Source organism: Kribbella sp. NPDC058693 (assembly GCF_042715335.1).
Lineage (GTDB): Bacteria > Actinomycetota > Actinomycetes > Propionibacteriales > Kribbellaceae > Kribbella > Kribbella jiaozuonensis.
This window is the reverse complement of record NZ_JBHXSQ010000005.1, coordinates 546,278-569,757: the sequence shown is the minus strand read 5'-3', so window position 1 is coordinate 569,757 and position 23,480 is coordinate 546,278. Positions and strand designations below refer to the sequence as shown.

The window sequence follows — 23,480 nt, the reverse complement described above, 5'->3', positions numbered from 1 at the left end:
GTGTCCTCGGACTCGTTACCACTGGACCTCGGCGCCGACGACACGTCGGCTGTTGCCGAGGGCAAGGGGTTCAGTGTTCACCTGGTGAACTTCGAGGGCCCGTTCGACCTGCTCCTGCAGCTGATCTCGAAGCACAAGCTCGACATCACCGAGATCGCGCTGTCGGTGATCACGGACGACTTCATCGCGCACATCAAGGCGCTGGGGTCGGAGTGGGATCTCGACCAGACGTCGGAGTTCCTGCTGATCGCGGCGACGCTGCTCGACCTGAAGGCCGCGCGGTTGCTGCCGAAGGGCGAGGTCGAGGACGACGAGGACCTAGCGCTGCTCGAGGCGCGGGATCTGTTGTTCGCGCGGCTGCTGCAGTACCGGGCGTTCAAGCAGATCGCGGCGCTGGTGCAGGAGCGGATGGCGGCCGAGTCGCGGCGGTTCCCTCGGGCTGTGGGGGTGGAGCCGCGGTTCGCGGAGTTGCTGCCTGAGGTGTTGCTGGGGCTTGATCCGGCCGGGTTGGCGGCGCTTGCGGCGCGGGCGATGGCGCCGAAGAACGACGTACCTGAAGGGGTTTCGCTGGCGCACCTGCATGCGCCGGCGGTGACGGTGCGCGAGCAGGCGATTGTGATCGTGGATCGGTTGCGGCGGCAACGGAGTACGACGTTCCGGGCGCTGGTGTCGGACTCGCCGGACACGGTGACGACGGTGTGCCGGTTCTTGGCGTTGTTGGAGTTGTTCCGTGAAGCTGCGGTTTCGTTCGACCAGGTGACGCCGTTGGGGGAGCTCACGATCCGGTGGACGGGTACGGACGAGGGCGAGATCGACGTCAGCGACGAGTTCGACGAGGAATCCAAACCGGCCGACGAATCCGGTGAGGCCCCGGTAGTTGCCGAGGACACCGACTTCCTCGAACCCGGCGAGAGCCTGACCGACGAATCCGACATCCCCCCGCCCCCCGCATCCGACGAGACGGCAAACCAGTGACCGACCAAACCAACACCCCCGAGTCCGACATCCACGCCGACGAGGAAGCCGAGACGGCTGCTCCCGACGCACAGGAAGAAACCGCGCCGGAGCACTCGTCCGTCGTACACGACTCCGCAGACGAGTTGGACACCGCCGGCGAGCAGGTGGACGCGGAGGATGCCGCCGACGAGCAGTCGGTAGCCGCGGAAGAGCAGGTCGGTGCCGAGGACGTGACGGAGCACGCGGCCGAGGCGGCAGGCTCCGCGCAGGCGGACGAGCAGGTGGACGCGGAGGATGCCGCAGGTGAACACCTCGACGGGGACGGCGCTGCAGACGGGCAAGTTGCTGCTGAGGCTTCCGCGCAGAAGGCGGCAGACGTGCAGACGGACGCAGACGGCTCGGTGGGCGAGCAGGTCGACGCGGATGATGCCTCCGACGAGCAGGTAACTGCGGAGGAGCAGGTCGGTGCCGAGGGCGTGACGGAGCACGCGGCTGAGGCAGCAGGCTCCGCGCAGGCGGACGAGCAGGCTGCCGAGGACGAGCAGGTCGGTGCCGAGGAGCATGCGGCCGACGCGGAGCGCTCCGCGGAGGAGGCGGCTGACGCGGAGGGGTCGGCCGGCGGCGTGCTGGTGGATGAGGAGCATTTGCCGCCGGGGCAGACTGAGGTGCCGGTTGGGGATGAGGTTGTTGTTGATGACGACACCATGCGGCGGGCGATCGAGGCGATCCTGATGGTGACAGACGAGCCGTTGCCGGTGCTCACGTTGGCGCGTGCGGTCGGGCGGCCCACCACGGATGTTGCGAATGCGCTGGGGACGCTGGCGGAGGAGTACACCGAGCAGGGGCGTGGGTTCGACCTGCGTGAAGTGGGCGGGGGTTGGCGGTATTACACCCGCGCCGAGGCAGCGCCGTACGTCGAACGCTTCGTCCTCGACGGCCAGCAGGCGAGGCTCACGCAGGCGGCGCTGGAGACGCTGTCGGTGGTCGCATACAAGCAGCCGGTGAGCCGGGCCCGCGTATCTGCCATCCGCGGGGTGAACGTCGACGGCGTCATGCGCACGCTGGTCGCCCGCGGGCTGGTCGAGGAGGCAGGCGCCGACACGGAGTCCCAGGCCACGCTGTACCGCACCACGACGTACTTCCTGGAACGCATGGGCATGCAGTCCCTCGACGACCTCCCCGAACTCGCCCCATACCTCCCCGACATGGACGACATAGAGGACGAACTAGCCGCCCAATCCCTCCCACCCGCCCCCTCCCCAGACGAATCCACCTCCACAACAGCCGAAGAGCCTCCCCAGGACGCCGACTCCACAGAAGCGTCCGAGTCGGACGAGTCGGAGCCCACCGCCCCGACCCAGCACGCGGACGAGTCAAAGCAGACGGAGACCGACCCCGCCGAGCCGCCGCACGCGGCCGACGCGGAGCCGGAGTACGCCGAGCACGCGGCGGAGCCGGAGTACGCCGACCACGCGGCGGAGCCGGAGCACGCCGAGCCGGCGCAGCACGTGGCGGCCGCCGCGGCCGAGTACCCCGAGCCGGCGCAGGACACGGTCGATGTGCAGTACGCGCGCGACGACGACGCGGAAGAGGTTGGCTCCGAGGTGGACGACGCACCGGCGGCTGGCGCGGAGTTCGAGCAGGCGGAGTACGTCGACCCGACGGGGCACGCGGAGGAGGCGGGGTACGCCGAGCCGGCGCGGGGCACGGTCGACGCACAGGACGCGAGCGCCCGCGACGCGTACGACGCTGATGACGCCTGGCACGACGCGGCCGACGCCGCGGAGGTGGGCAGCGCAGGCTCAGAAGAGGTGGACGCCTCGACGGCTGGCGCGGAGCTCGAGCAGGTGGAGCAGGTCGACCCGACGGAGCACGCGGTGGAGGCGGAGTACGCCGAGCCGGCGCGGGAGACGCTCGGCGCGGAGGACGCGAGCGACGACGACGCGGAGGAGGCTGGCTTCGAGGTGGGTGATGCACCGGCGGCTGGTGCGGAGTTCGAGCAGGCGGAGCACGTTGACCCGGCGGAGCACGCGGCGGAGGCGGACTACGCCGAGCAGGTGGAGTACGCCGGGCAGTCCGGGGACACCGCAGAGGCGGAGGGTGTCGAGGAGGCGGACGTGGAGTTTGCCGGCGATGCCGAGTCGGCTGTGGCTGCGGAGGGCTCGGCGTACGACGTGGATGTGGAAGCCGACTTGGATGTTTTGAAGCAGGGTGAGGGTGTGCGGGATGGGGGATGAGGGCGGGGTTCGGTTGCAGAAGGTTTTGGCTCGGGCGGGGGTGGCTTCTCGGCGGAATGCGGAGTTGCTGATCGAGGAGGGGCGGGTTGAGGTTGACGGCAGGGTGGTGACGGAGTTCGGGGTTCGGGTGGATCCTGAGACTGCGGTCATCCGGGTGGACGGCGAGCGGATTCCGCCGGTGAGTGCGAATGTCTACCTCGTCTTCAACAAGCCGCGTGGCGTAGTGAGCACGATGTCCGACCCGCAAGGTCGTCCGTGCATCACCGACTACGTGCAGGACCGCCCCGAGCGCCTCTTCCACATCGGTCGGCTCGACACCGACACCGAAGGACTCCTGCTCCTCACGAACCACGGCGAGTTCGCCCACCGCCTCGCGCACCCGTCGTACGAAGTCTCCAAGACGTACGTCGCCGAAGTCGACGGCAACGTCAAACCCGGCGTACTGCGCACCCTCCTCGACGGCATCGAGCTCGACGACGGACCGGCCCGCGCGGACACGGTGAAGATCGTCTCCACCGTCCCGGGCCGCACGCTGGTGGAGATGAGCCTGCACGAGGGCCGCAACCGCATCGTCCGCCGCATGTTCGACGCTGTCGGCCACCCGGTCAAGCGCCTCACCCGCACCGCGATCGGCCCGGTACGCCGCGGCAATCTCCACACCGGCGAGCTCCGCGACCTCAACCAGAAAGAACTAGGCCAACTTCTCGACCTCGTCGACCTCTAGCCCCAGACTGGTCCCGACCAGGGGAGGACGTCATGTGGGCAGTCATCGGGGTGTGGGACATCGATCCGGAGCTGATCGACGGGCTGCGTGACCAGGTCCCGTTGATGGCGGCGAGCAAGATCGCGTTGCCCGGCTTCGTCCACGGCACCTGGACGCAGGACGGCCACATGATCCAGGTGTACGACGACGAGGCTAGCGCGCGCAGCTACCACCAGGCGATGCTCGATCAGGGCGCAGTCGACCGGCCCGGCATCCGCAGCGTCGTCTGGCATGTCTCCGAGGTCGGCGCCGAGTCCGACACCACCGGCTGGACCGCCCGTGACGGCGAACGCCACGACCCCTCGGACCAGCCGGCGGCGACCCACTAGCCCAGGTTGGCTTCCTCGGGCAGCACGACCTGGTCGACCATGCGCTGGATCTGCTCGGCCGGCAACGCCACCGCGAGCGCCCAGAAGTAGATCACCAGACTGAAGACCGCCGTCACCAGCATGTCCCACCACAGCGGGAACCACGGGTGCTTCAACGGGCCGAAGTCGCTCAGATACACGATCAGCCCCATCCCGACCAGGTACGCCGGCAACCATTGCGCCGCCCGGAGATCGAGCTGCGGCATGATCGGGTTCAGCTTGAAGACCCGGTTGGCGATCAGGATCACGTACCCGAGCAGGATCGCCACCCCGAGCTTCCAGTCCGTCATCCACCCGGACCACAGGATCAACAGGTTCGCGACCACGAACGCCAACGGCGACAACCACGTTGCCCCAGGCAACCGGTACGGGCGATGTGCGGTCGGCAGCCGGCGCCGGAACACCCCGAGCGACAACGGCGCACCGGCGTACATCAGCACGCTCGCGCTCGTGATCAACCCGACCAGCGAACGCCAGCTCGGGAACGGGAGGAAGCAGATGCACCCGATGATGAACGCTGTGATCAGCCCGACCCACGGTACGCCGCGCTTGTTGGTCCGCTCGAACACCGACGGCACGTACCCGTTCCGGCTCAGCCCGTACGACACCCGCGAACTCCCGGTGATGTAGATCAGCCCTGTCCCACCAGGCGAAACCACCGCGTCGATGTACAGGATCGTTGCCAACCACCCCATACTCAGCAACGTCGCCACCTGCGCGAACGGCCCCGTCATCGTCGTGTACGCCGCGTGCGCCCACGTGCCCTGGATCTGGTCCTTCGGCAGTGCCGCGATGAAGACGATCTGCAGCAGGATGTAGATGACCGCACCGATCACGATCGACCCGATCACCGCGCGCGGGATGTCGCGCCGCGGATTGCTGCTCTCACCGGCCAGTTGGTCGGCCTGTTCGAACCCGAGCAGCGCGAAGATGATGCCGCTGGTCGACACCGCGGACAGGATGCCCTTGGCACCGTACGGGTTGAAGCCGTCCGCGGCGGTGAAGTTGCTGCCGTGGAACTGGACCACGGCCAGCGCGAAGATCGTCAGTAGCGGGATACCGACCTTCCACCAGGTCGCCACGCTGTTGGTCCGCGCGAGCAGCCGGATGCTGAGGAAGTTGATCGCGGTGACCGCGGCCATCAGCAACACCGCGACCACGATCCCGGACGCGGTCAGGATGTGCTGGCCGTTCTTGGTCTTCAGCCAGCCGCTGGCGAATGAGTAGTGCTGGCCGTAGGTGATCATCGCCAGCACCTCGATCGGCGCGACGGTTGCCGCCTGCAACCAGGAGAACCAGCCGAACGACGCACCGGCCGCGCCGCCGAACGCGTAGTGCGGGAAGCGCGCCGTACCGCCGGAGACCGGGTACATGCCGCCGAGCTCCGCGTGCACGAGCGCCAGGATCAGGATCGCCGTACCGCCGATCACCCAGGAGATGATCGCCGCGGGGCCGGCGGTGGACAGGGCGCCTTGCGCGCCGAACAACCAGCCGGAGCCGATGATCGATCCCTCGGACGCCCAGATCAGACCGACGAAGCCGATGTCCCGCTTCAGGCCCGGCCGGCTCTGCCGAGCGGAGGGTACTGCTGCAGATGTGGCCATACTCAGAACCATGGCCCGCGCCGTCCGGTGGTGCAGTGAAGCTGTCCGCCGTCCCGGACCCCTGCCAGCCGGTAGCCCAGCTACCCACTGACCGGCAACGGAGTTGGGTGCCTGCTGCGACGACGGGACGCGGCGCCGATCGCATGCTGGGCAGGAGAGAACCCTGCGGCGATCACGAAGGACGCACCATGCGAACACCAAGAGCTGTCGCGCTGACCGGACTCACCCTGACACTGATGGCGGGTCTGGTTGCCTGTGGCAATAACAACAACAACAATTCGTCCGGGAGCAGCACCACGCCGCCGCCGAACACGAAGGTCGGTGTACTGCTTCCCGACACGGCGTCCTCGCCCCGCTGGGTCTCGGCCGATCCGAACGAGCTGCGCAAGCAATGTACGGCGAACAAGCTCACCTGCTACATCGACAACGCGAACAACAGCGCGACGACGATGGAGTCCCAGGCCCAGGCGCTGATCAACCAAGGCGTCGGTGTCCTGCTGGTGACGAACCTCGATTCGGGCTCCGGCAAGGCGATCGAGTCGCTGGCCAAGCAGCACAACGTGGTGGCGATCGATTACGACCGCCTGACCACGGGCGGTACGGCGGAGTACTACGTGTCGTACGACAACGTGAAGGTCGGCGAGGACCAAGGTACGGCGCTGACCGCGTGCCCGCAGGTCGCGGGTAAGACTGCCGTCGGGTACGTCGACATCGACGGCGCGCCGACCGACAACAACGCGACGTTGTTTGCCCAGGGCTACAACTCCGTACTGTCGAAGCAGGCCGGCTGGAAGAAGCTCGGCGAGCAGACCGGCAACTGGGACCCGGCGACCGCGCAGACCGTGTTCACCACGATGCTCGGCAAGAACCCGACCCTGAACGCGGTGATGGTTGCCAACGACACCATGGCGCAGTCCGTCATCAACGTGCTGAAGTCGCAGGGTCTGGCCGGCAAGGTCGCGGTCTCCGGACAGGACGCCACTGCAGGCGGTCTGGACAACGTGATGGCCGGCACCCAGTGCTTCACGATCTACAAGCCGGTCGCCGGTGAGGCCGATGTCGCGATCAAGCTCGCGGGCCAGATCCTGTCCGGCCAGAAGCCGACCGCCCCGGCCACGATCAAGGACCCGACCAGCGGGCGCGAGGTCCCGTCGTACCTGGCCGATCCGACGGTCATCACCAAGAAGAACGTCGCGCTGCCGGTGACGGACGGCTACGAGACGGCGGCGTCGGTGTGCCCGACTCCCGCGCTCGTGAAGCTCTGCAACGAGAACGGCATCCACACCCCGTGAAAACACTCGAACTGCGAGGCGTCGGCAAGTCGTTCGGTCCGGTCGTGGCGCTGTCGGAAGTCGACTTCAGCGCCGAGGCCGGCGACGTGACCGCCCTGGTCGGCGACAACGGGGCGGGCAAGTCGACGCTGGTCAAATGCATCGGCGGTATCCACCGCATCGACGCCGGCGAGATCCTGGTGGACGGTGAGCCGCAGCAGCTGCACGAACCGCGGGACGCGGCGCGGCTCGGCATCGAGATCGTCCACCAGGACCTGGCCCTGGCCGACAATCTCGATGTCGTCGGCAACATGTTCCTCGGCCGCGAACGCGTCGGCCGGCTGCGTACGCTCGACGAGAACACGATGGAGAAGCTCGCCTCGCAAACCCTTGCCTCGTTGGGGGTCCGGACGGTTCGGTCGGTGCGGCAACGGGTCGCCAGCCTGTCTGGTGGTCAGCGGCAGACGGTGGCGATCGCGAAGTCGGTGCTGTGGAGTTCGAAGATCGTCATCCTCGACGAGCCGACCGCGGCCCTCGGCGTCGCCCAGACCGAGCAGGTGCTGGACCTGGTACGACGGTTGGCCGATCGCGGCGTCGCCGTCGTACTGGTCTCGCACAACATGAACGACGTCATGCAGGTCGCCGACTCGATCGCCGTTCTGTTCCTGGGCCGGATGGCCACCCAGGTACGACGCAAGGACGTGACCCAGACCCAGGTCGTCGAGCTGATCACCAGTGGCCGGTCCGGTGAACTCGGACTGCCGGCCGAGTCGAGGGGAGCGACCCAGTGAACGCCCAGGCCGGACCGGCGGTCGCCGACGAGACATCTCACCGCAAGCCCGTCCAGGGTCCGCTCGGCACCTATATCCGCGACTACCTGGCGAGGTTGCGGGGCGGCGAGCTCGGATCGGCTCCGGCGATCGTCGGACTGGTCGTGATCACCGCCTTCTTCGCCATCGTGCACCAAGGATTCCTGAGCGCGTACAACCTCGAGGCGCTGGTGATCCAGGCCGCCCCGATCATCGTGATGGCGATGGGGCTGGTCTTCGTTCTGCTGCTCGGCGAGATCGACCTGTCCGCCGGCACGACCGGTGGACTGTGCTCCGCGATCATGGCCGTGCTGTTGTTGCGGCACGGGCAGCCGTGGTGGATCGGCGTACTCGCGGGTCTTGCGACCGGGCTGGTGATCGGGTTCGTAATGGGGTGGTTGCGGGCGCGGGCCGGCATTCCGTCATTCGTGATCACGCTGGCGACGTTCCTGGCCTTCCAGGGCCTGACGCTGATCCTGATCGGCGGTCAGGGCTCGGTGATCCTGCCGACCGGTTCACCGTTGATCTCGTTGGAGAACAGCTTCGTACCGATCTGGCTGGGCTGGACGCTGCTCGGGATCTTCGTTCTCGGGTACGCCGCGGTCAAGCTGGTCGATGCGCGCGGACGGCGCGAGAGTGGACTGCCTGCGACGCCGGTCGTCGTGATCGTGGCGAAGGTGATTGCGGTCGCCTTGCTCGGCAGCGCGTTCACGTACGAGATGGGGATCAACCGCAATCTGATCACCAACGCGTTCTTCAGCAACAAGGCCCAGGGCGAGCCGTGGGCCGTCGTACTGCTAGTTCTGCTGTTCGTGGTCTGGCATTTCACCCTCAGCCGCACCCGCTACGGCAGGCACGTGTACGCCGTCGGTGGCAACGAGGAGGCTGCTCGTCGCGCCGGCGTCGTGGTGTCGCGGATCCGGATCTCCGTGTTCGTGATCTGTTCCGGCATGGCGGCCGTTTCGGGCATCGTCGCGGCGTCGCTCCTGCAGTCGGTGCAGTCGAACGCAGGCGCCGGGAACACCCTGCTGCTGGCGGTCGGCGCCGCAGTCATCGGCGGTACGTCGTTGTTCGGCGGCCGCGGCCGAATGATCGACGCCGTACTCGGCGGGCTGGTGGTTGCCGTGATCATCAATGGCATGAGCGACCTGATCCAGGGCTCGAACTCGTCGGGCTACGAGTGGGTCGTCACGGGCGCAGTCCTCTTGCTGGCTGCCGGATTCGACGCCGTGGTACGCCGCGGCCGCTCTACCTAGACCCGGTCCAGCAGCCGCTGGATCGCGGCGGCGGACAGGTTCGTCTTCGGCACGAAGCCGATCGCAGGGCTCGCGGCAATCAAGTCCGCGTAGTCCTGCTCGGCGTGCGTCGAGATCAGGATCATCGGCGGCGGTGAGCCGGCCGACCGCAGGTGTGCGATCAGGTCGAAGCCGCTCTCTTCGCCGAGGTCGATGTCAACGAGTATGACGTCCGGCCGCAGGTCCTCGACCAGCTCACCGGCCTCGGCGGCCGACGTCGCCGTACCGACGACTGTGACGCCTTCGCGCACGAGCAGGCCGCGCGCCGCATCGAGGAAGTGCCGGCTGTCGTCGACGATCAGGCACCGCATGGACCAAGCATTGCAGGCACACAACGCGGTGGCATTCCTGCTGCCTGTACTAGACGGTGACGGGCAGCGCGACCGAGAGCGTAGTACCTGCTCCTGTTGGGCTGTCGACCAGCAACGTGCCGCCGAGAGCCTGCACCCGGTCGTCGAGCCCGATCAGCCCGGAGCCCCTTGTCGGGTCCGCGCCGCCACGTCCGTCATCGCGGACTCGCAGTAGCAGCTTGCCGTCCGCAACGTCGGCTTCGATGAGTACGACGGACGCGTCGGCATGCTTCGCCGCGTTGGTGAGTGCTTCGGATACGACGTAGTACGTGGCTGCTTCGATCGGCGCCGGGAGGCGGGTCGTGAAGCCGACCGTGACTTCCGCCGGGACCTTCGACCGGCGCGCGAGCATCCGCAGCGCTGGGCCGATGCCGCCCTCGGACAGGATCGCGGGATGGATGCCTCGGGCAATCTCTCGCAATTCGTCCAGGGTCGACGCCAATCCGTCGGCCACCTTGTCCAGCTCCACGACCGGGGTGTCCGCCTGGATCGCCCGTACGTCGAGGGTCAGCGAGACGAGCCGTTGCTGGATCCCGTCGTGCAGATCGCGTTCGATCCGGCGCCGCGTCTCGTCCGCCGACCGCACGATGCGCGCTCGCGACGCGGCCACGTCGGCACTCGCCGCACCGAGCGAGGTCGCCATCGTGTTGAACGTACGCTCGAGCGTGCGGATCTCACCGACGCCCGTTTCCGGCACGCGTACGCCGAGGTCGCCCGCCGCAAGCTGCTTCGCCATCGCCGCCGTCACACGCACCGGCCGCACGATCGCGCGGGTCAGGTAGATCGTGAAGCCCAGGATGAGTACGACGGAACCGGCCAGCCCGACGACCGCGGCAAGAACTGCCTGATTGGCTACCGAGTCGGAGTGCTGCTGCTCGGTCACCGACAACTGCTGCTCGGAGCCGATCAGCTGGTCGAGCACCGAGCGGATCTGAGCCACCCGCTGCGCGCCTTCGGCAGTAGCAGCCTCGGTCCGGGCAGCGTCCGGGTCGAGACGCGCGGCTTCGATCTCCGGCATCGAGTAGTCATGCAGGTACGACGTGACGCTCTGGCTCACCTGTTCCGCCCGCGTGAGCTCATCCGGGCTGCCGGCAACCAACTGCTGCAACGCCGCGGTCTGCGCAGGCAGCTGTGCCTGCGCCGACTGCCACGGCTGCAAGAACTTCTCCTGACCGGTGATGACGAAGTCGCGCTGACCGGTTGCCAGGTCACTGACCAGCCGCTCCACCTGGTGTGCGCTGGTGAGCACAGCCGCGGTGTGCCGGGCCTGGTGCTCCGACGTACGCAGTCCCTGCACCGAGATGAGCAGCACCACGAACCCGGAGCCGACCAGCACCATCAACAGCCCGCTCGCGACCAGCACCCGCCGGGCGACTCCGCCGATCACGTCGCCCTCATGTCGCCGGGCGGTGCACGCCGTCCAAGTAGGTGAGCACGGCCAGCACACGGCGGTGGTCGTCGTCGGTCTCGGGCAGGTCGAGCTTGGTCAGGATGCTGCGGACGTGCTTCTCGACGGTGCCCTCGGCAACCCACAGCCGCCGCGCGACCCCGGCGTTCGAGCGGCCCTCGGCGACCAGCGAGAGGACCTCCCGCTCGCGCTCGCTGAGAGCGGCCAGCGGGTCATGCCGGCGCCGGGCGTCGACCAGCTCCCTTACCAGCGCCGGATCGACCACCGACCCGCCGCGCGCGACCCGGCGCAGACTCTCGAGGAACTCGTCGACGTCCGTCACCCGGCTCTTGAGCAGGTAGCCGACCCCCTGCCCGGCAGCCATCAGCTGGAGCGCGTGCTCGACCTCCACATGCGCCGACAGCAGCAGGACGGCGGTCTCCGGGTGCTCCCGGCGGATGACGTCGGCCGCGTCGAGCCCTTCCGTCGAGAGACCGGGTGGCATCCGGATGTCGACGATGACGAGCTCCGGCCCCTCACGTCGTACCAGCTCCAGCAGGTCCTCGGCGTTGCCCGCAGTACCGAGCACGGCGAAGCCGGACCGCTCGAGCAGACTGGCCAGACCTTCGCGCAGCAGCACGTCGTCGTCTGCAATTGCCACTCGGGTCCGGCCCACGTCTGCCCCTCGATCGCCCAGCTGAGTCTGGTGAGTTCCAGTGTGGCACCGGAAACTCACCAGACAATCGGCCTCACTCGCCGGACAGCTGGTCGTAGTCCTGGGTGTCGTCGTAGTACCGCGAGTAGGCGACCTCACCGAACGTGCGCGGCACCTTGCCCAGACCCTTGATCACGGTCGCCGTCCCGTTGGCGTGCCCGATCGTGTAGAGGTACGGCGCACCGGTCTCCTTGTCGACGCCCAGCAGCATCGTCCCGGTGCCGCACTTGGAGGCGACCAGCGCCTCGAACCCCTGCCAGGTGGTCCGCCGTACGACCTTCACCACCGGCTTGCCCGTCACCGGGATCCGGATCGTGTAGAGCGCACCGGCGCGGGTGTTGGCGAGGAACGTGTCGTACGTGGCGGTCTGGCTGATCAGCGTCATCGTCTTGACCGCACTGAACCCGGCGTACGTCGCCTTGCGGGTGAACGACGTGCCGTCGACGGTCCAGCGCAGGATGTTGTCACCGATGACGGCGTACGCGCTGTTGCGGGCCAGTTTGTTGCCGATGTTGTAGCGGGAGTTCTCGATGTACCGCGCGTCGCCCCAGCCGCCGCCCACCGGCGTCCGCTTCACCGACGCCGGATCGACCTCGCCGCTGAAGCCCTTCACGTCGTACGTGAGCAGGTTGAGTGTGGAGCCCAGTACGACGTACTGACGCCGGCTGACTCCGGACTGGTCGGCGTTGACCTGGAGACCGAGCCCACCGGCCACCTTGATCTGGTTGTCCGGCATCAGGTCCTTGCCGCCCCAGGTGCTCGCGCCGGCGCTGGGCGGGACGGTCCCCGACAGCACCCGGAGGATGAGGTCCCCACCGCTCGTCGTCGAGCCCAGCGCCAACTGGCAGAACGGCGGTGGCGCCGTCGTACCAGCACTCGCCGGTGCGGCCTGGACCAGCGCCCCGGCAGCCATCACTACCCCCAGCAGCCCAGCTGCACGTTTCTTCATCCTGCTCACTCCCCGTAGAGAAGGTCGTCGGCCTCAGAGCTGCCGGCGAAGTATCGGAAGTACGTCTTGTCCTCGGGCCCGACGAGCTGGTTGCCCACCTTGCCCAGACCCTTGATGACCGTAGCGACCCCGTTGGCGTGGCTGACGGCGTACAAGTAGCCGGTGCGGGTGTCCTTGTCGATGCCCAGCAGCAGAGTGCTCTGCTTGCCACACCTCTCGGCGATCAGCGTGTCGAAGGTCTGCCAGGTCGACGTACGCACCTTCTTGACCACCGGAGCGCCGCTCACCGGGATCCTGATCGTGTAGAGCGCCCCACCCCTGGTGTTGGCCAGGAAGGAGTCGTACGTGGCGGTCTGGCTGATCAGCGCCATCGTCTTCACCGCCGAGAACCCGCTGTACGCCGCTTTGTTGCGCCAGGCCGATCCCTCCACGGTCCAGCGCGTGATCACGTCGTCCTGCAGGGCATAGGTGTTCGTGCGGGTGCGGGTTCCGTAGAACGTCGACTGGTCCAGGTACGTCTGGTGGATCCAGCCGCCACCCACCTTCGACTTCACGTACGACGTGGGGTCGAGCTGACCGGTGCTGTTGTCGATGGCGTAGCTGAACCGGTACAGGTCGGTCCCGATCGTCACGTAGCCGCGGCTGAGCATGGCCGACGGCGGATCCGGCTCCCAGCCGAGCGACGACGCGAGCCGCACCTGGTCCACCGGGAACAGCCCCTTCGGGCGGACGACAGGTGTACCGGCGGTCACCGGTGACGTCGCCGTGATCGTCTGGAACTTGTGATCGCCTTGCACCGTCACCGTGCCCAGGGTGAGGCTGCACGCCGCGCTTGCCTGTGCACTCGCGGCCTGAGCCGACCCGGGCACCAGTGCAGCCGCCACCATCGTCGCGCCGAGCATCCCCGCCGCGATCCGAAGTCTTGTCATGGCCGAAAGGCTAGGGCTCGCCGGACGACCCGGTAGACCAGTTTGCATCCGTCAGGCGCCCGTCAGATTGACGCCGGCGGTGTAGTAGCGGAAGTACGAGTCGGTGGCCGGGAAGGTGGTCGGGACGTTGCCGAGACCCTTGATCACGGTCGCGGCGCCGTTGGCGTGGCCGACGGCGTACAGGTAGCCGGAGCCGGTGTCCTTGTCGATGCCGAGCAGCAGGGTGCCGTAGTTGCCGCACTTCTCCGCGATCAGCGTCTCGAAGCTCTGCCACGTCGAGGTGCGCACCTTCGTGACCACGGGCTTGCCGGAGCCGGTCGGCACCTTGACGGTGTAAAGCGCGCCGCCGTAAGTGGTGGCCAGGAAGGTGTCGTAGGTGCTGCCCTGACCGATCAGCGTCATTGTCTTGACCGCCTTGAAGCCACCGAACGTCGTGTAGTACTTCCAGCCGCTCGAGGTCACCGTCCACCGGGCGATCAGCCCGTCGGTGAACTGGTTGATTAACGAGTAGGCATTGGACCGGCTGAGCTCGACGTACTTGTGCAGGTCGTCCCAGCCGCCACCGACCAGCGTCTGCTTCAGAGTCCCCGGCACGATCGCCGTACCGGTGCCGTCGGTGATGTAGCTGGTGCCGTACAGCTGCACGCCGACGACGGCCAGACCGGTGCGCTCTTCGCCGGCCGGTACGACGAGCTCCGTGCGGACCGCGGTGGGCAGATGGGCCTTGCCGTCCGGATAGAGGTCTTTCGGGCCGACCTGGCGGGCGCCTGCCGACGGGGTCGCGGTGATGGTCTGCTGGGTGTGGTCGCCACTCGGGGTGATCGAGCCCAGTCGCATCGAGCAGACTGCCGATGGGCTCGTCGTACTGGCTGTGGCCGGTGTGGATACCAGGGTGCCGGCGGCCAGCACCCCGGTGGCGATCGCGCCGAGCGCCCGCCTGTTCTTGGTCATGTAGAAGTCCTTCCTCGCAACCAACTCGATGCGGGCGGACAGCTGATTGTTGCGTCGCGAAGGTGCATCAAAGGGGTAACGCCGGACGACGGCGCGCCTGAGATCTGGCCCGCTTGTCGGAACCGCGCCGTAGTGTGGGTGATGTGAACCGGCGAATCTTCGGTCTGGAGAACGAGTACGGCGTGACCTGTACGTTCCGCGGGCAGCGACGACTGACCCCGGACGAGGTCGCGCGGTACCTCTTTCGGCGGGTCGTGTCCTGGGGGCGGAGCAGCAACGTCTTCCTCCGCAACGGGGCCCGGCTCTACCTCGACGTGGGCTCCCACCCGGAGTACGCGACCGGTGAGTGCGACTCGGTCACCGACCTGATCGCGCACGACAAGGCCGGTGAGCGGATCCTGGAGGGACTGCTGGTCGACGCGCAGAAGCGGCTGCACGACGAAGGCATCTTCGGCGACGTCTACCTGTTCAAGAACAACACCGACTCGGCCGGTAACAGCTACGGCTGCCACGAGAACTACCTGGTCTCCCGGCACGGCGACTTCGCCAAGCTGGCCGACGTGCTGATCCCGTTCCTGGTCACCCGGCAGCTGATCTGCGGCGCCGGCAAGGTGCTGCAGACGCCGCGCGGCGCGGTGTACTCCGTGTCGCAGCGGGCCGAGCACATCTGGGAAGGGGTCTCCAGCGCGACCACCCGGTCCCGGCCGATCATCAACACCCGCGACGAGCCGCACGCGGACGCCGAGCGGTTCCGCCGGCTGCACGTGATCGTCGGCGACTCGAACATGTCCGAGACCACCATGCTGCTGAAGGTGGCCAGCACCGACCTGGTGCTGCGGATGATCGAGGCCGGCATCGTGATGCGCGACCTGACCCTGGACAACCCGATCCGGGCGATCCGCGAGATCAGCCACGACATGACCGGTCGCCGCGAGGTCCGGCTGGCGAACGGCCGCGAGGCGTCGGCGCTGGACATCCAGACGGAGTACCTGACCAAGGCGCGCGACTTCGTCGACCGCCGCGAGCTCGGGACGCCGGCGGTCGAGCGGGCGCTGTCGCTGTGGGAGCGGACGCTGAAGGCGATCGAGTCCGGCGACATGTCCGGGATCGAGCGCGAGATCGACTGGGTGATCAAGTACCGGTTGATCGAGCGGTACCGCGCGCAGAACAACCTCGGCCTGGCCAGCCCGCGGGTGGCGCAGCTCGACCTGGCGTACCACGACATCCACCGGCCGCGCGGGCTGTACTACCTGCTCGAGCGCAAGGGCGCGGTCACCAGGGTCGTCGACGACCTGCGGGTGTTCGAGGCCAAGTCGGTGCCGCCGCAGACCACGCGGGCCCGGCTGCGCGGCGAGTTCATCAAGCGCGCGCAGGAGCGCCGCCGCGACTTCACCGTCGACTGGGTGCACCTGAAGCTCAACGACCAGGCCCAGCGCACCGTGCTGTGCAAGGACCCGTTCAAGTCCCACGACGAGCGGGTGGAGAAGCTGATCGCCAGCATGTAGGTGATCACTAAATAGAGTGCCTCGTCGCCATGCGCTGCTTAGAAAGGGCGCATGGCGATTGATATCCGGCCGATCACCTCGGCCGAATCCCTGGAGTACCTGCGCGTCCTGCCGTACGTGAACGGCTTCCCGCAGGAGGAGCCCGAGCCCTCGGCCTGGTACGCCGGAACAGCTGCCTGGCCACCGCAGGTCCCGCCGACCCCGGCCGACCTCGAGCGGTACGCCGAGGAACTGCAGGCGGACTGGATCCGTCCGCAGGCAGCGTTCGTCGACGGCAAGATCGCAGGAGGATCAGCGATCGTGTCGGTGCAGGTCACCGTTCCGGGTGGCCGGCAGTTGGCGCTCGGTGGCGTGACCTCCACTGCTGTGCTTCCGACGTACCGGAGGCGTGGGCTGCTGCGGAAGATCATGTCCGCGATGCTGGCGGACTGCCGGGAGCGTGGTGAGTTCCTGGCCGGGCTGAGTGCGAGCGAGGGGACGATCTACGGGCGGTACGGGTTCTCGCCGGCGACATTCCAGCACCGCTGGGAGGTACGGCGTACCGACGTCGCCTTCCGGTCGGAGTTCACGGACTCGGGTGAGCTCGAGTTGGTGGATGGTGTGGTGGCGGGGGAGGTGTGGCCGGTGCTGCATGAGCAGGTGAGGGCGCAGCGCGTGGGAGAGATCAGTCCGCTGCCGGGCAAGTGGGACGGGCTCCCGTCGGGTGCGTTGCCGGCGGACGGGTCGGGGCCGGCGCATCACCTGATGCATCGTGATGCTGCGGGGACACTGGACGGCGCTGCGATCTTCCGGTTGCCGTGGTCGCCGGATCCGGCACAGGCCGGCGTACTGCAGGTAGAGGCGTTCGAGGCGCTGACGTCTGATGCGTACCGGGCGCTGTGGGGGTTGCTGCTCGACTTCGACCTCACCAAGCGCGTGGTCGCTGCACGCCGGCCGGTCGACGAGCCGCTGCGATGGATGCTGACCAATCCGCGGGCGTTGAAGCTCACCCGGACGCGGGACAACCTGTGGCTGCGCATCCTCGACGTACAAGGAGCTCTGGAGGCTCGCACGTACGCCGCGACCGATTCGCTCGTGCTGGACGTGTCGGACGACCTGCTCGGCTCTTGCCGTTGGCGACTGGACGCAGGACCGGATGGAGCCACCTGCGCACGTACGGACCAGACTGCAGACCTGTCCCTCGGCATTGCTGAGCTGGGTTCGCTGTACCTCGGCGGGGTCCGTGCGAGTGAGCTGTCCCACGCCGGCCGCATCGACGAACACACACCAGACGCGGTGTCCCGCCTCGACGCAGTACTCCGAACCGAGCGCGCACCGCACAACGCCGTCGGTTTCTGAGCCTGTGACTGTACGTGGTGTGACTCAACGGTGACGCAGCCAGCCGCCCACCCGGTTGAACCCCCAGGCTAGGGTGGGCGGCGTTGTTGACCGGAGGCTAGCGGCGCGGATCGCGCCGGGATGGTTCGAGGTGCTGGTTTCGTGCGCAAGTTGTTGAGTCTGGTCGTGGTTGCGGCGCTGGGGTCGTCCCTGGTGGCGTGCGGATCGGACAAGAAGGACGATTTCGGGGCCGCCGGGGTCAAGGTGACCTCCGACTTCGGTCAGAAGCCGACCGTCACCCACCGCGACGGTGAGCCGGACAAGAACCTGGTGACCGAGGTCCTCAAGGAGGGCGACGGTCCCGAGGTGAAGAAGGGCGAGCTGCTCACCGCGAACTACCTCGGCCAGATCTGGCGCGACGGCAAGGTCTTCGACAACTCCTACGACCGCGGCGCGCCGTCGTCGTTCCCGATCGGGGTCGGCGGCGTCATCGCCGGCTGGGACGAGGGTCTGGTCGGCAAGAAGATCGGTAGCCGCGTGCTGCTGTCGATCCCGGCCGACAAGGGCTACAAGGAGCAGGGCAACACCGACGCCGGTATCAAGGGCGACGACACGCTGATCTTCGTGGTCGACCTGGTCGGCGAGGCCGCCAACGACACCCCGCTGGACGCGAACCCGGTGACTCCCTCGACGCCGACCAAGATCTCGGTCAGCGGCCCGCTGAACGCCGAGCCGAAGGTGACGGTCGCGGCCGGCACCAAGCCGCCGGCGAAGCCGGGCAAGCCGGTCGTGTTCGCGCTCGGCAAGGGCAAGCCGATCGAGAAGGCCAGCCAGCTGGTCGGCCGCTACGTCGTGTACGACTACACCGGCAAGAAGCAGGCCAGCACCTGGGACGGCCAGCCCGCCACCGCGCAGAGCCCCGCCCAGCCGGGCGCCCCGACCGACCAGCTGCAGGTCGGCCCGAGTGCGACCGGCCAGACCGGCGCCCTCGACGGCCTCGCCGGCGTACCGGTCGGCAGCCGCGTCCTGGTCGAGCTCCCGGCCTCGAAGGACCAGGCCGGCAAGACGGTCAACGCCTTCGCCGTCATCGACATCCTGAACGCCTTCCCGGCCCCGAAGCAGACGGGCCAGTAGTCACTGCTCCTCATCGAAGGCCGGTCTCTCCTACCTGGGAGACCGGCCTTCGGCGTTGAACCAGCGGGCGGTGTCGCGGTGGAAGGTGAGGAACAGCGCGCTGATCACGGCGGTGAGGTGTACGGCGCGGAGCGCGGCGATCGTGACGAAGCTGACGGACCAGTCGATCGTGGTGAAGTCGCCGTTGTCGATCAGCCAGCTGATCGGCTCGGTGACCAGTGAGACCACGCCGACCGTCCCGAGTACGCCGGCCAGCAGGTACCGCGACCAGCGCACGCCCCGGCGGAAGTACCGGTCGATGATCACGAACAAAGCGCCGTAGATGACCGCGCGAACCGCGATCTGACCGACGATCGCGGACGTCGAGACGTCGTCGGCCAGCGCGAGCCCGACCTGGACCACGGTCTCCACGACCCCGGCGCCGACCGCCAGCAACCACATCATCGTCGCGGACCGGGCGGTCAGCGGCGGTTCAACCCGACTAATCGTTCTCATGCTCCCAGCGTGGCCGCGAAGGCCCGCAGGATCAGGAGTACTGCGTCCCCACTCCGGGTGGAGGTACATCCACCAGCCCCGCCGCATGCCGTCCGGCCGCGGCCGCGGCCTCGAAGTACGCGCGGTCCTCGTCCAGGCCGCGGCCCATCGTGGACAGCTTGACCGGCGCCGCCTCCATCGCCTCGTACAACCCATCCACCCCGATCCGCACCACCCGGTGCCGAGCCTTCAACGGCTCGGCCGCATCCCGTACGGCGTCTCCGAAGTCGCCTGGCAGGTCCGGTACGACGACGTCGGCCGGCTGGAGCGCCACGCGGCCGTACGCGGTCAGGCTGTGGTGCGAGATGCCCCGGTGACGCGGACGCGGGTCGGCCTCGGAGATCCGGAGCGACGCGACGGCCCGACCGCCCAGCGTGCCGACTGCGTTGACCGCCTCGCCTGACTGCACGCCGGAGAAGCCCCAGCGCGTGCCCGTGCCCAGATTGCCCGGCCCTTGCGTGATGACGACCACCTCTGCGGCCAGGACCTGCACTGCCGTCAACAGCCCGGTGTGGACGGTGACAGCCTCCCGGTCCCCGCCGTACGCCTGGCCGACGGTCACGGTCCCGCTGAGCCAGCCGGCGTCCCGGAGCGTCGCCACGTTCCGTGAGAACGCCAGGGGAAGTGCTCCGCCGTCTGTCATCACGTAGACAACCCGCGTGGTCGGTCGAGCCTCGTAGATGCCCGCCAGCACCGCAGGCAGGGCGGAGTGCAGGTCCGCGACGACGACCGGCGTACCGAAGAGGTCGTCCGCGTCCCGCAGTACGTCGTGGTCGGGGGAGTCCTGTTCGTCGGCGCCCAGCACCATCGCCTGCAGCGGCGTGTAGCGGGCCTTGACCAGGTGCCCGCGCTCCGGCGGGTCCTCCGGCAGCCGGTCCGGTACGGCGACGACCAGCGCGTACCCACCTGTTCCCAGGCCGCGGTCCAGCGCGCTCACGTTGAGCAGCACCCGGTCGCCCGGCACCGGCGTACCGACCAGGTCCGGGTACGCCAGGGCGCGCACAGTCTGCGCACCGACCGTCACAGTCAGCTCAACTGCCCCGGCCCAGCTCCGGCCGACCTGCGCCACCACACCGTCCCGCCAGCGAATCACGGAGCGACCATAGCGTGTCTTCAGCGCGTCGAAGGTGTGTTCGAAGTTTCGGTGCGGAAAGGCGGGTTTTGGACGCCCGGAGGCCGTAAGGTGGTCGGGTGTCGGCGCGGAAGAGTGAGCGACTGCTCAATGTGGTCATCTGCCTGCTGGTCGCGCGCACCTACGTGACGAAGGAACGCATCCGCGAGGTCGTCGAGGGGTACGCCGGCCAGACCGACGACGCGTTCGAGAAGATGTTCGAGCGGGACAAGGACGAGCTGCGCGATCTCGGCATCCCGATCGAGATGGGCACGATCGACAAGTTCTTCTCCGACGAGGTCGGCTACCGGATCCGCCGCGACGTCTTCGAGCTCCCCGAAGTACACCTGGAGCCGGACGAGGCCGCCGTGCTCGGCGTGGCCGCCCGGGTCTGGCAGCACGCCGGCCTGTCCGAGGCCACCACGTCGGCCGTGCTCAAGCTGAAGGCGGCCGGGATCCAGACCGACCAGTCCGCGCTGAGCGCCATCGAGCCGCACGTCGGCGCGTCAGAGCCGGCCTTCGACCCACTCTGGTCCGCTGTCGTGGCGCGGCAGGTAGTGCGGTTCCAGCACCTGCGGAGTGGTGCGTCGGAGCCGACCACGCGGACGCTGGAGCCCTGGGGCATCGTGTCCTGGCACGGCCGCTGGTACGTCGTCGGTCGTGACCGTGACCGTCAGGCGACCCGCATGTTCCGGATGTCGCGGATCGGCGGCAACGTGAAGACGGTCGGGGAGCCGGGCGCGTTCACGGTGCCCGAGGGGACGGACCTGCGCTCGCTGGTGACAGAGCTGGCTCCGCCGCGTCCGACGTCCGAAGCGAAGGTCCGGGCGCGGACCGGGTCCTGTGTGAGCCTGCGTCGTCGCGCGAACGCGATCGAGGAGTACGAAGAGGGCTGGGACCTGCTGCACGTTCCGTACGCCGACTCGTCCGTCCTGGCCGAGGAGATCGCGTCGTACGGGCCGGATGCGGTCGTTGAAGGTCCTGGGGATGTGCTGGACGGCGTGCTCTGGCGGCTGCGGACGGTGGCCGGGGCATGAGCAATGCGCGTGACCAGGTGCAGCGGCTGTTGGCTTTGGTGCCGTACCTGCGGGAGAACGACGGCGCGCGCGTCGACGATGTGGCCAAGGAGTTCGGCGTACGGCCGAAGCAGATCATCGCGGACCTGAAGGTGCTGTGGTTCTGCGGCCTGCCCGGGGCGCAGATGGGCGATCTGATCGAGATCGACATCGAGGCGGCCGAGGGCGACGGCGTCATCCACATCAACAACGCGGACTACCTGGCGCGTCCGCTGCGACTGGCTGCGGCCGAGGCGCTCGCGCTGCTCACCGCGCTGCGCACGTTGCGCGAGGTCACAGCCGGCACGGACCGGGACGCGGTTGACCGGGCGATTGCCAAGCTGGAGCGAGCAGCGGGCGAGGCGGCTGCGGCGAGCGAGGGCTCAGCAGCGCACGTCCACGTCGAGCCGGCTGCGCCTGAGATCGCCGAGACCGTCAACCGCGGCCTGGCCGGCCAGCGGCGGCTCCACCTGACGTACGACGTACCGTCGCGCGACGAGACGACCGAGCGCGACGTGGACCCCATGCGACTGGTTGTCTCCGAGGGCCGCACGTACCTCGAGGCCTGGTGCCGCCTGGCCGAGGATGTCCGACTCTTCCGCCTCGACCGCATCGCCGCGGTCAAGCTCCTGGACCTACCGAGCGAGCCACCGCCTGAGGCCACGCCACGTGACCTCTCGAACGGCATGTTCCAGCCCTCCGAGCAGGACCTCCTCGCCACCGTGAAGCTGGCCCCACCGGCCCGCTGGGTCGCCGAGTACTACCCCAACGAGTCCGTCGAAGAAGGCCCCGACGACTCACTGATCGTCAAACTCCGCGTCGCCGACACCGCCTGGCTCCAACGCCTCGTCCTCCGCCTCGGCGGCGCTGCAACAGTCCTCGACCCACCCGACCTCAGCACCCAGATCGCCGCCACCGCCCGCGACGCCCTGTCGGCGTACGACGACTAACCCTGGCTGAGCTGCTTCTCCAAGGGGGAGCGGAAGCGGGGGGTGACGCGGACGCCGGCCAGCCAGTTTGTCCAGCGTGCTGCTTCGGATTCGACCAACGCTGTGGTGTCGCTGCCTACGTCTTCCAGGAGTTCGTAGCGGACCTCGCCGGATTCGGGTTGGCCCCAGCCGCCGATGATGCGGCCGTCGGCCCAGATCGTGGGGCCGATGTTGCCGGTGTTGTCGAAGAGCTTGGACTTGTGCGGGCCGAGGAACCAGTCACGTTCCTTCCAGCCCATCGGCGTCGGGTCCAGGCCGGGGAGGAACGCGACCCACGGCTCGACAGGTACTTCGGGTGCCTCGTCGCCGGGCAACACGTAGCCCACCTGCCCATCCAGATCCACGGCGACCGCCTCGACCGCTGCCAGCGCCTTCTTCGTCTGCCCGCCGGTCCACCCCGCCCACCACTGCAGATCAGCCGCCGTACCCGGGCCGAACGACGCCAGCCAGGCGCGCGCGAGCATGACCCGCGCCTCCTCCGCCACTGGCCGGTCACCGAGCCCGCCGGGCAGCCAGTCGGCCGAGGGCGACCACTGGTGCTGGCCGCTCAGCCACGTCCCCAGCGGCCGTCCACGCACGATCCGCCCCTCCGCGGACAGCTGGAACAACACCCGGCTCGTCACGTACGGCTGAGCGGCGTACGTCTTCCCGACCGCCATGCTGAGCCTGGTCCGCAGCCGCGGCTCGTCCGCGGACAGCTCCTGCGCCGTCGCAGACCCGCGCAGCGCCAGCGCCGTCGCGGTCGACTCCTCCACGGCGGCCAGCCAGCGTCCACACGCCTCAGCGTCCTCCGCGACCCCGGCCTCGTTCAGGTGCTTGACCAGCAGCTTCCGCTGTTTGACCGCGATGTCGTCCGTGCACGCCGCCTGCACGACCGGCGCAAACGGCGTCGGTACGACGAACACCGTACGGCGCATGCCGAGCATCCGGATCAGCGAGCGGTCGTCGTACAACGCACGCTCCGTGCCCGCGACGTCACTCCCTGGCACCCGCGCGGCGACGCTCAGGTGCACCGTGGCCGGATCAGTGGCGTGCAGCGCGACCATCGACGCGGCCGCCTCGACCGGGTCGGCCGCCTGGCAATCCGCCCCGAGCCGATGCCTCCGCCCGAGCCGTGCCCGCCGCTCGTCGACGCCGATCCGCGCCATCCTTGCTCCCTCACCCGGCCGATCCTGAAGCCGTTGTCGTACCAGCTGTCCCGCGCTGTCACACTGCGGAGACACTCGGTTTTACCATCACGTTCCGACACC

Annotated in this window: 22 protein-coding genes; 12 read left to right on the top strand and 10 right to left on the bottom strand. The window is 68.4% G+C overall.

Annotated elements, in window-relative coordinates:
- From ACFWUU_RS37000 to ACFWUU_RS36985, 4 genes are read left to right on the top strand one after another with little or no spacing between them, the layout of a single operon-like run.
- A complete protein-coding gene (locus ACFWUU_RS37000; protein ID WP_380182908.1) occupies window positions 1-975 on the top strand; it encodes a segregation and condensation protein A in 975 nt (324 codons plus the stop codon).
- Entirely contained in the window at window positions 972-3,194 is a 2,223-nt protein-coding gene (scpB, locus tag ACFWUU_RS36995; protein ID WP_380182847.1) for an SMC-Scp complex subunit ScpB, read from the top strand. Before ACFWUU_RS37000 ends, scpB begins: the two co-directional genes overlap by 4 nt.
- Window positions 3,184-3,918 (top strand): pseudouridine synthase, encoded by a 735-nt coding sequence (locus ACFWUU_RS36990; protein WP_137259592.1) that lies wholly within the window; start codon window positions 3,184-3,186, stop codon window positions 3,916-3,918. The genes scpB and ACFWUU_RS36990 overlap by 11 nt, the downstream gene beginning before the upstream one ends.
- 32 nt (window positions 3,919-3,950) lie before the next feature.
- Window positions 3,951-4,286 carry a hypothetical protein gene (locus tag ACFWUU_RS36985; RefSeq protein WP_380182845.1) on the top strand — a complete coding sequence of 112 codons (336 nt, stop codon included), beginning with the start codon at window positions 3,951-3,953 and terminating at the stop codon, window positions 4,284-4,286.
- On the opposite strand, the gene ACFWUU_RS36980 is transcribed toward ACFWUU_RS36985, so the two are convergent.
- Entirely contained in the window at window positions 4,283-5,929 is a 1,647-nt protein-coding gene (locus ACFWUU_RS36980) for an APC family permease (RefSeq protein WP_380182843.1), read from the bottom strand. The two genes, ACFWUU_RS36985 and ACFWUU_RS36980, sit on opposite strands and share 4 nt — an antisense overlap.
- 188 nt (window positions 5,930-6,117) lie before the next feature.
- Between ACFWUU_RS36980 and ACFWUU_RS36975 the strand changes: the two genes are divergently transcribed.
- The 3 genes from ACFWUU_RS36975 to ACFWUU_RS36965 are packed head-to-tail and all read left to right on the top strand — an operon-like array spanning window position 6,118 to window position 9,265.
- Window positions 6,118-7,221, top strand: a complete 1,104-nt coding sequence (locus ACFWUU_RS36975) for a sugar ABC transporter substrate-binding protein (RefSeq protein ID WP_380182841.1) — start codon at window positions 6,118-6,120, stop codon at window positions 7,219-7,221.
- Entirely contained in the window at window positions 7,218-7,991 is a 774-nt protein-coding gene (locus ACFWUU_RS36970) for an ATP-binding cassette domain-containing protein (protein ID WP_137259588.1), read from the top strand. The genes ACFWUU_RS36975 and ACFWUU_RS36970 overlap by 4 nt, the downstream gene beginning before the upstream one ends.
- Window positions 7,988-9,265: a sugar ABC transporter permease gene (locus tag ACFWUU_RS36965; protein WP_380182839.1), complete on the top strand. Its 1,278-nt coding sequence runs from the start codon at window positions 7,988-7,990 to the stop codon at window positions 9,263-9,265. The genes ACFWUU_RS36970 and ACFWUU_RS36965 overlap by 4 nt, the downstream gene beginning before the upstream one ends.
- On the opposite strand, the gene ACFWUU_RS36960 is transcribed toward ACFWUU_RS36965, so the two are convergent.
- The 6 genes from ACFWUU_RS36960 to ACFWUU_RS36935 form a co-directional block, all read right to left on the bottom strand.
- The gene (locus ACFWUU_RS36960; protein WP_380182837.1) at window positions 9,262-9,615 is read right to left on the bottom strand and encodes a response regulator transcription factor; all 354 of its coding nucleotides are present in this window, start codon (window positions 9,613-9,615) and stop codon (window positions 9,262-9,264) included. The two genes, ACFWUU_RS36965 and ACFWUU_RS36960, sit on opposite strands and share 4 nt — an antisense overlap.
- A gap of 49 nt (window positions 9,616-9,664) precedes the next feature.
- Window positions 9,665-11,041: a CHASE3 domain-containing protein gene (locus tag ACFWUU_RS36955; RefSeq protein WP_380182835.1), complete on the bottom strand. Its 1,377-nt coding sequence runs from the start codon at window positions 11,039-11,041 to the stop codon at window positions 9,665-9,667.
- A 7-nt stretch (window positions 11,042-11,048) separates the two neighbouring features.
- Window positions 11,049-11,702, bottom strand: a complete 654-nt coding sequence (locus ACFWUU_RS36950) for a response regulator transcription factor (protein ID WP_233715223.1) — start codon at window positions 11,700-11,702, stop codon at window positions 11,049-11,051.
- 88 nt (window positions 11,703-11,790) lie between these two features.
- Window positions 11,791-12,705, bottom strand: coding sequence for a hypothetical protein (locus tag ACFWUU_RS36945; protein WP_380182833.1), 915 nt, complete (start codon window positions 12,703-12,705; stop codon window positions 11,791-11,793).
- A 5-nt stretch (window positions 12,706-12,710) separates the two neighbouring features.
- Window positions 12,711-13,634 carry a hypothetical protein gene (locus ACFWUU_RS36940; protein WP_380182831.1) on the bottom strand — a complete coding sequence of 308 codons (924 nt, stop codon included), beginning with the start codon at window positions 13,632-13,634 and terminating at the stop codon, window positions 12,711-12,713.
- Window positions 13,635-13,685: 51 nt separating this feature from the next.
- Window positions 13,686-14,585, bottom strand: a complete 900-nt coding sequence (locus ACFWUU_RS36935; protein ID WP_380182829.1) for a hypothetical protein — start codon at window positions 14,583-14,585, stop codon at window positions 13,686-13,688.
- Between the two features lie 143 nt (window positions 14,586-14,728).
- Between ACFWUU_RS36935 and pafA the strand changes: the two genes are divergently transcribed.
- The 3 genes from pafA to ACFWUU_RS36920 all read left to right on the top strand — a co-directional run bounded on the left by pafA (window position 14,729) and on the right by ACFWUU_RS36920 (window position 18,541).
- Window positions 14,729-16,090, top strand: coding sequence for a Pup--protein ligase (gene pafA, locus ACFWUU_RS36930; RefSeq protein WP_130439232.1), 1,362 nt, complete (start codon window positions 14,729-14,731; stop codon window positions 16,088-16,090).
- Between the two features lie 51 nt (window positions 16,091-16,141).
- Complete coding sequence (locus ACFWUU_RS36925; protein WP_380182827.1) at window positions 16,142-17,428, top strand: GNAT family N-acetyltransferase; 1,287 nt, start codon at window positions 16,142-16,144, stop codon at window positions 17,426-17,428.
- A 141-nt stretch (window positions 17,429-17,569) separates the two neighbouring features.
- Window positions 17,570-18,541, top strand: coding sequence for an FKBP-type peptidyl-prolyl cis-trans isomerase (locus tag ACFWUU_RS36920; RefSeq protein ID WP_137259580.1), 972 nt, complete (start codon window positions 17,570-17,572; stop codon window positions 18,539-18,541).
- Window positions 18,542-18,571: 30 nt separating this feature from the next.
- Here ACFWUU_RS36920 and ACFWUU_RS36915 read toward each other — a convergent pair whose 3' ends face one another.
- Window positions 18,572-19,036 carry a hypothetical protein gene (locus tag ACFWUU_RS36915; protein WP_380182825.1) on the bottom strand — a complete coding sequence of 155 codons (465 nt, stop codon included), beginning with the start codon at window positions 19,034-19,036 and terminating at the stop codon, window positions 18,572-18,574.
- A gap of 31 nt (window positions 19,037-19,067) precedes the next feature.
- Complete coding sequence (locus tag ACFWUU_RS36910; RefSeq protein WP_380182822.1) at window positions 19,068-20,168, bottom strand: DUF3866 family protein; 1,101 nt, start codon at window positions 20,166-20,168, stop codon at window positions 19,068-19,070.
- Between the two features lie 98 nt (window positions 20,169-20,266).
- On the opposite strand from ACFWUU_RS36910, the gene ACFWUU_RS36905 reads away from it, so the two are divergent.
- Together ACFWUU_RS36905 and ACFWUU_RS36900 are read left to right on the top strand one after the other, a co-directional pair.
- Window positions 20,267-21,223 (top strand): YafY family protein, encoded by a 957-nt coding sequence (locus ACFWUU_RS36905; RefSeq protein WP_137259577.1) that lies wholly within the window; start codon window positions 20,267-20,269, stop codon window positions 21,221-21,223.
- Window positions 21,220-22,191, top strand: a complete 972-nt coding sequence (locus tag ACFWUU_RS36900) for a helix-turn-helix transcriptional regulator (protein ID WP_380182820.1) — start codon at window positions 21,220-21,222, stop codon at window positions 22,189-22,191. The genes ACFWUU_RS36905 and ACFWUU_RS36900 overlap by 4 nt, the downstream gene beginning before the upstream one ends.
- Here ACFWUU_RS36900 and ACFWUU_RS36895 read toward each other — a convergent pair.
- Window positions 22,188-23,378 carry a winged helix DNA-binding domain-containing protein gene (locus ACFWUU_RS36895; protein ID WP_380182818.1) on the bottom strand — a complete coding sequence of 397 codons (1,191 nt, stop codon included), beginning with the start codon at window positions 23,376-23,378 and terminating at the stop codon, window positions 22,188-22,190. The genes ACFWUU_RS36900 and ACFWUU_RS36895 overlap by 4 nt on opposite strands.
- Between the last annotated feature and the right edge of the window lie 102 nt (window positions 23,379-23,480).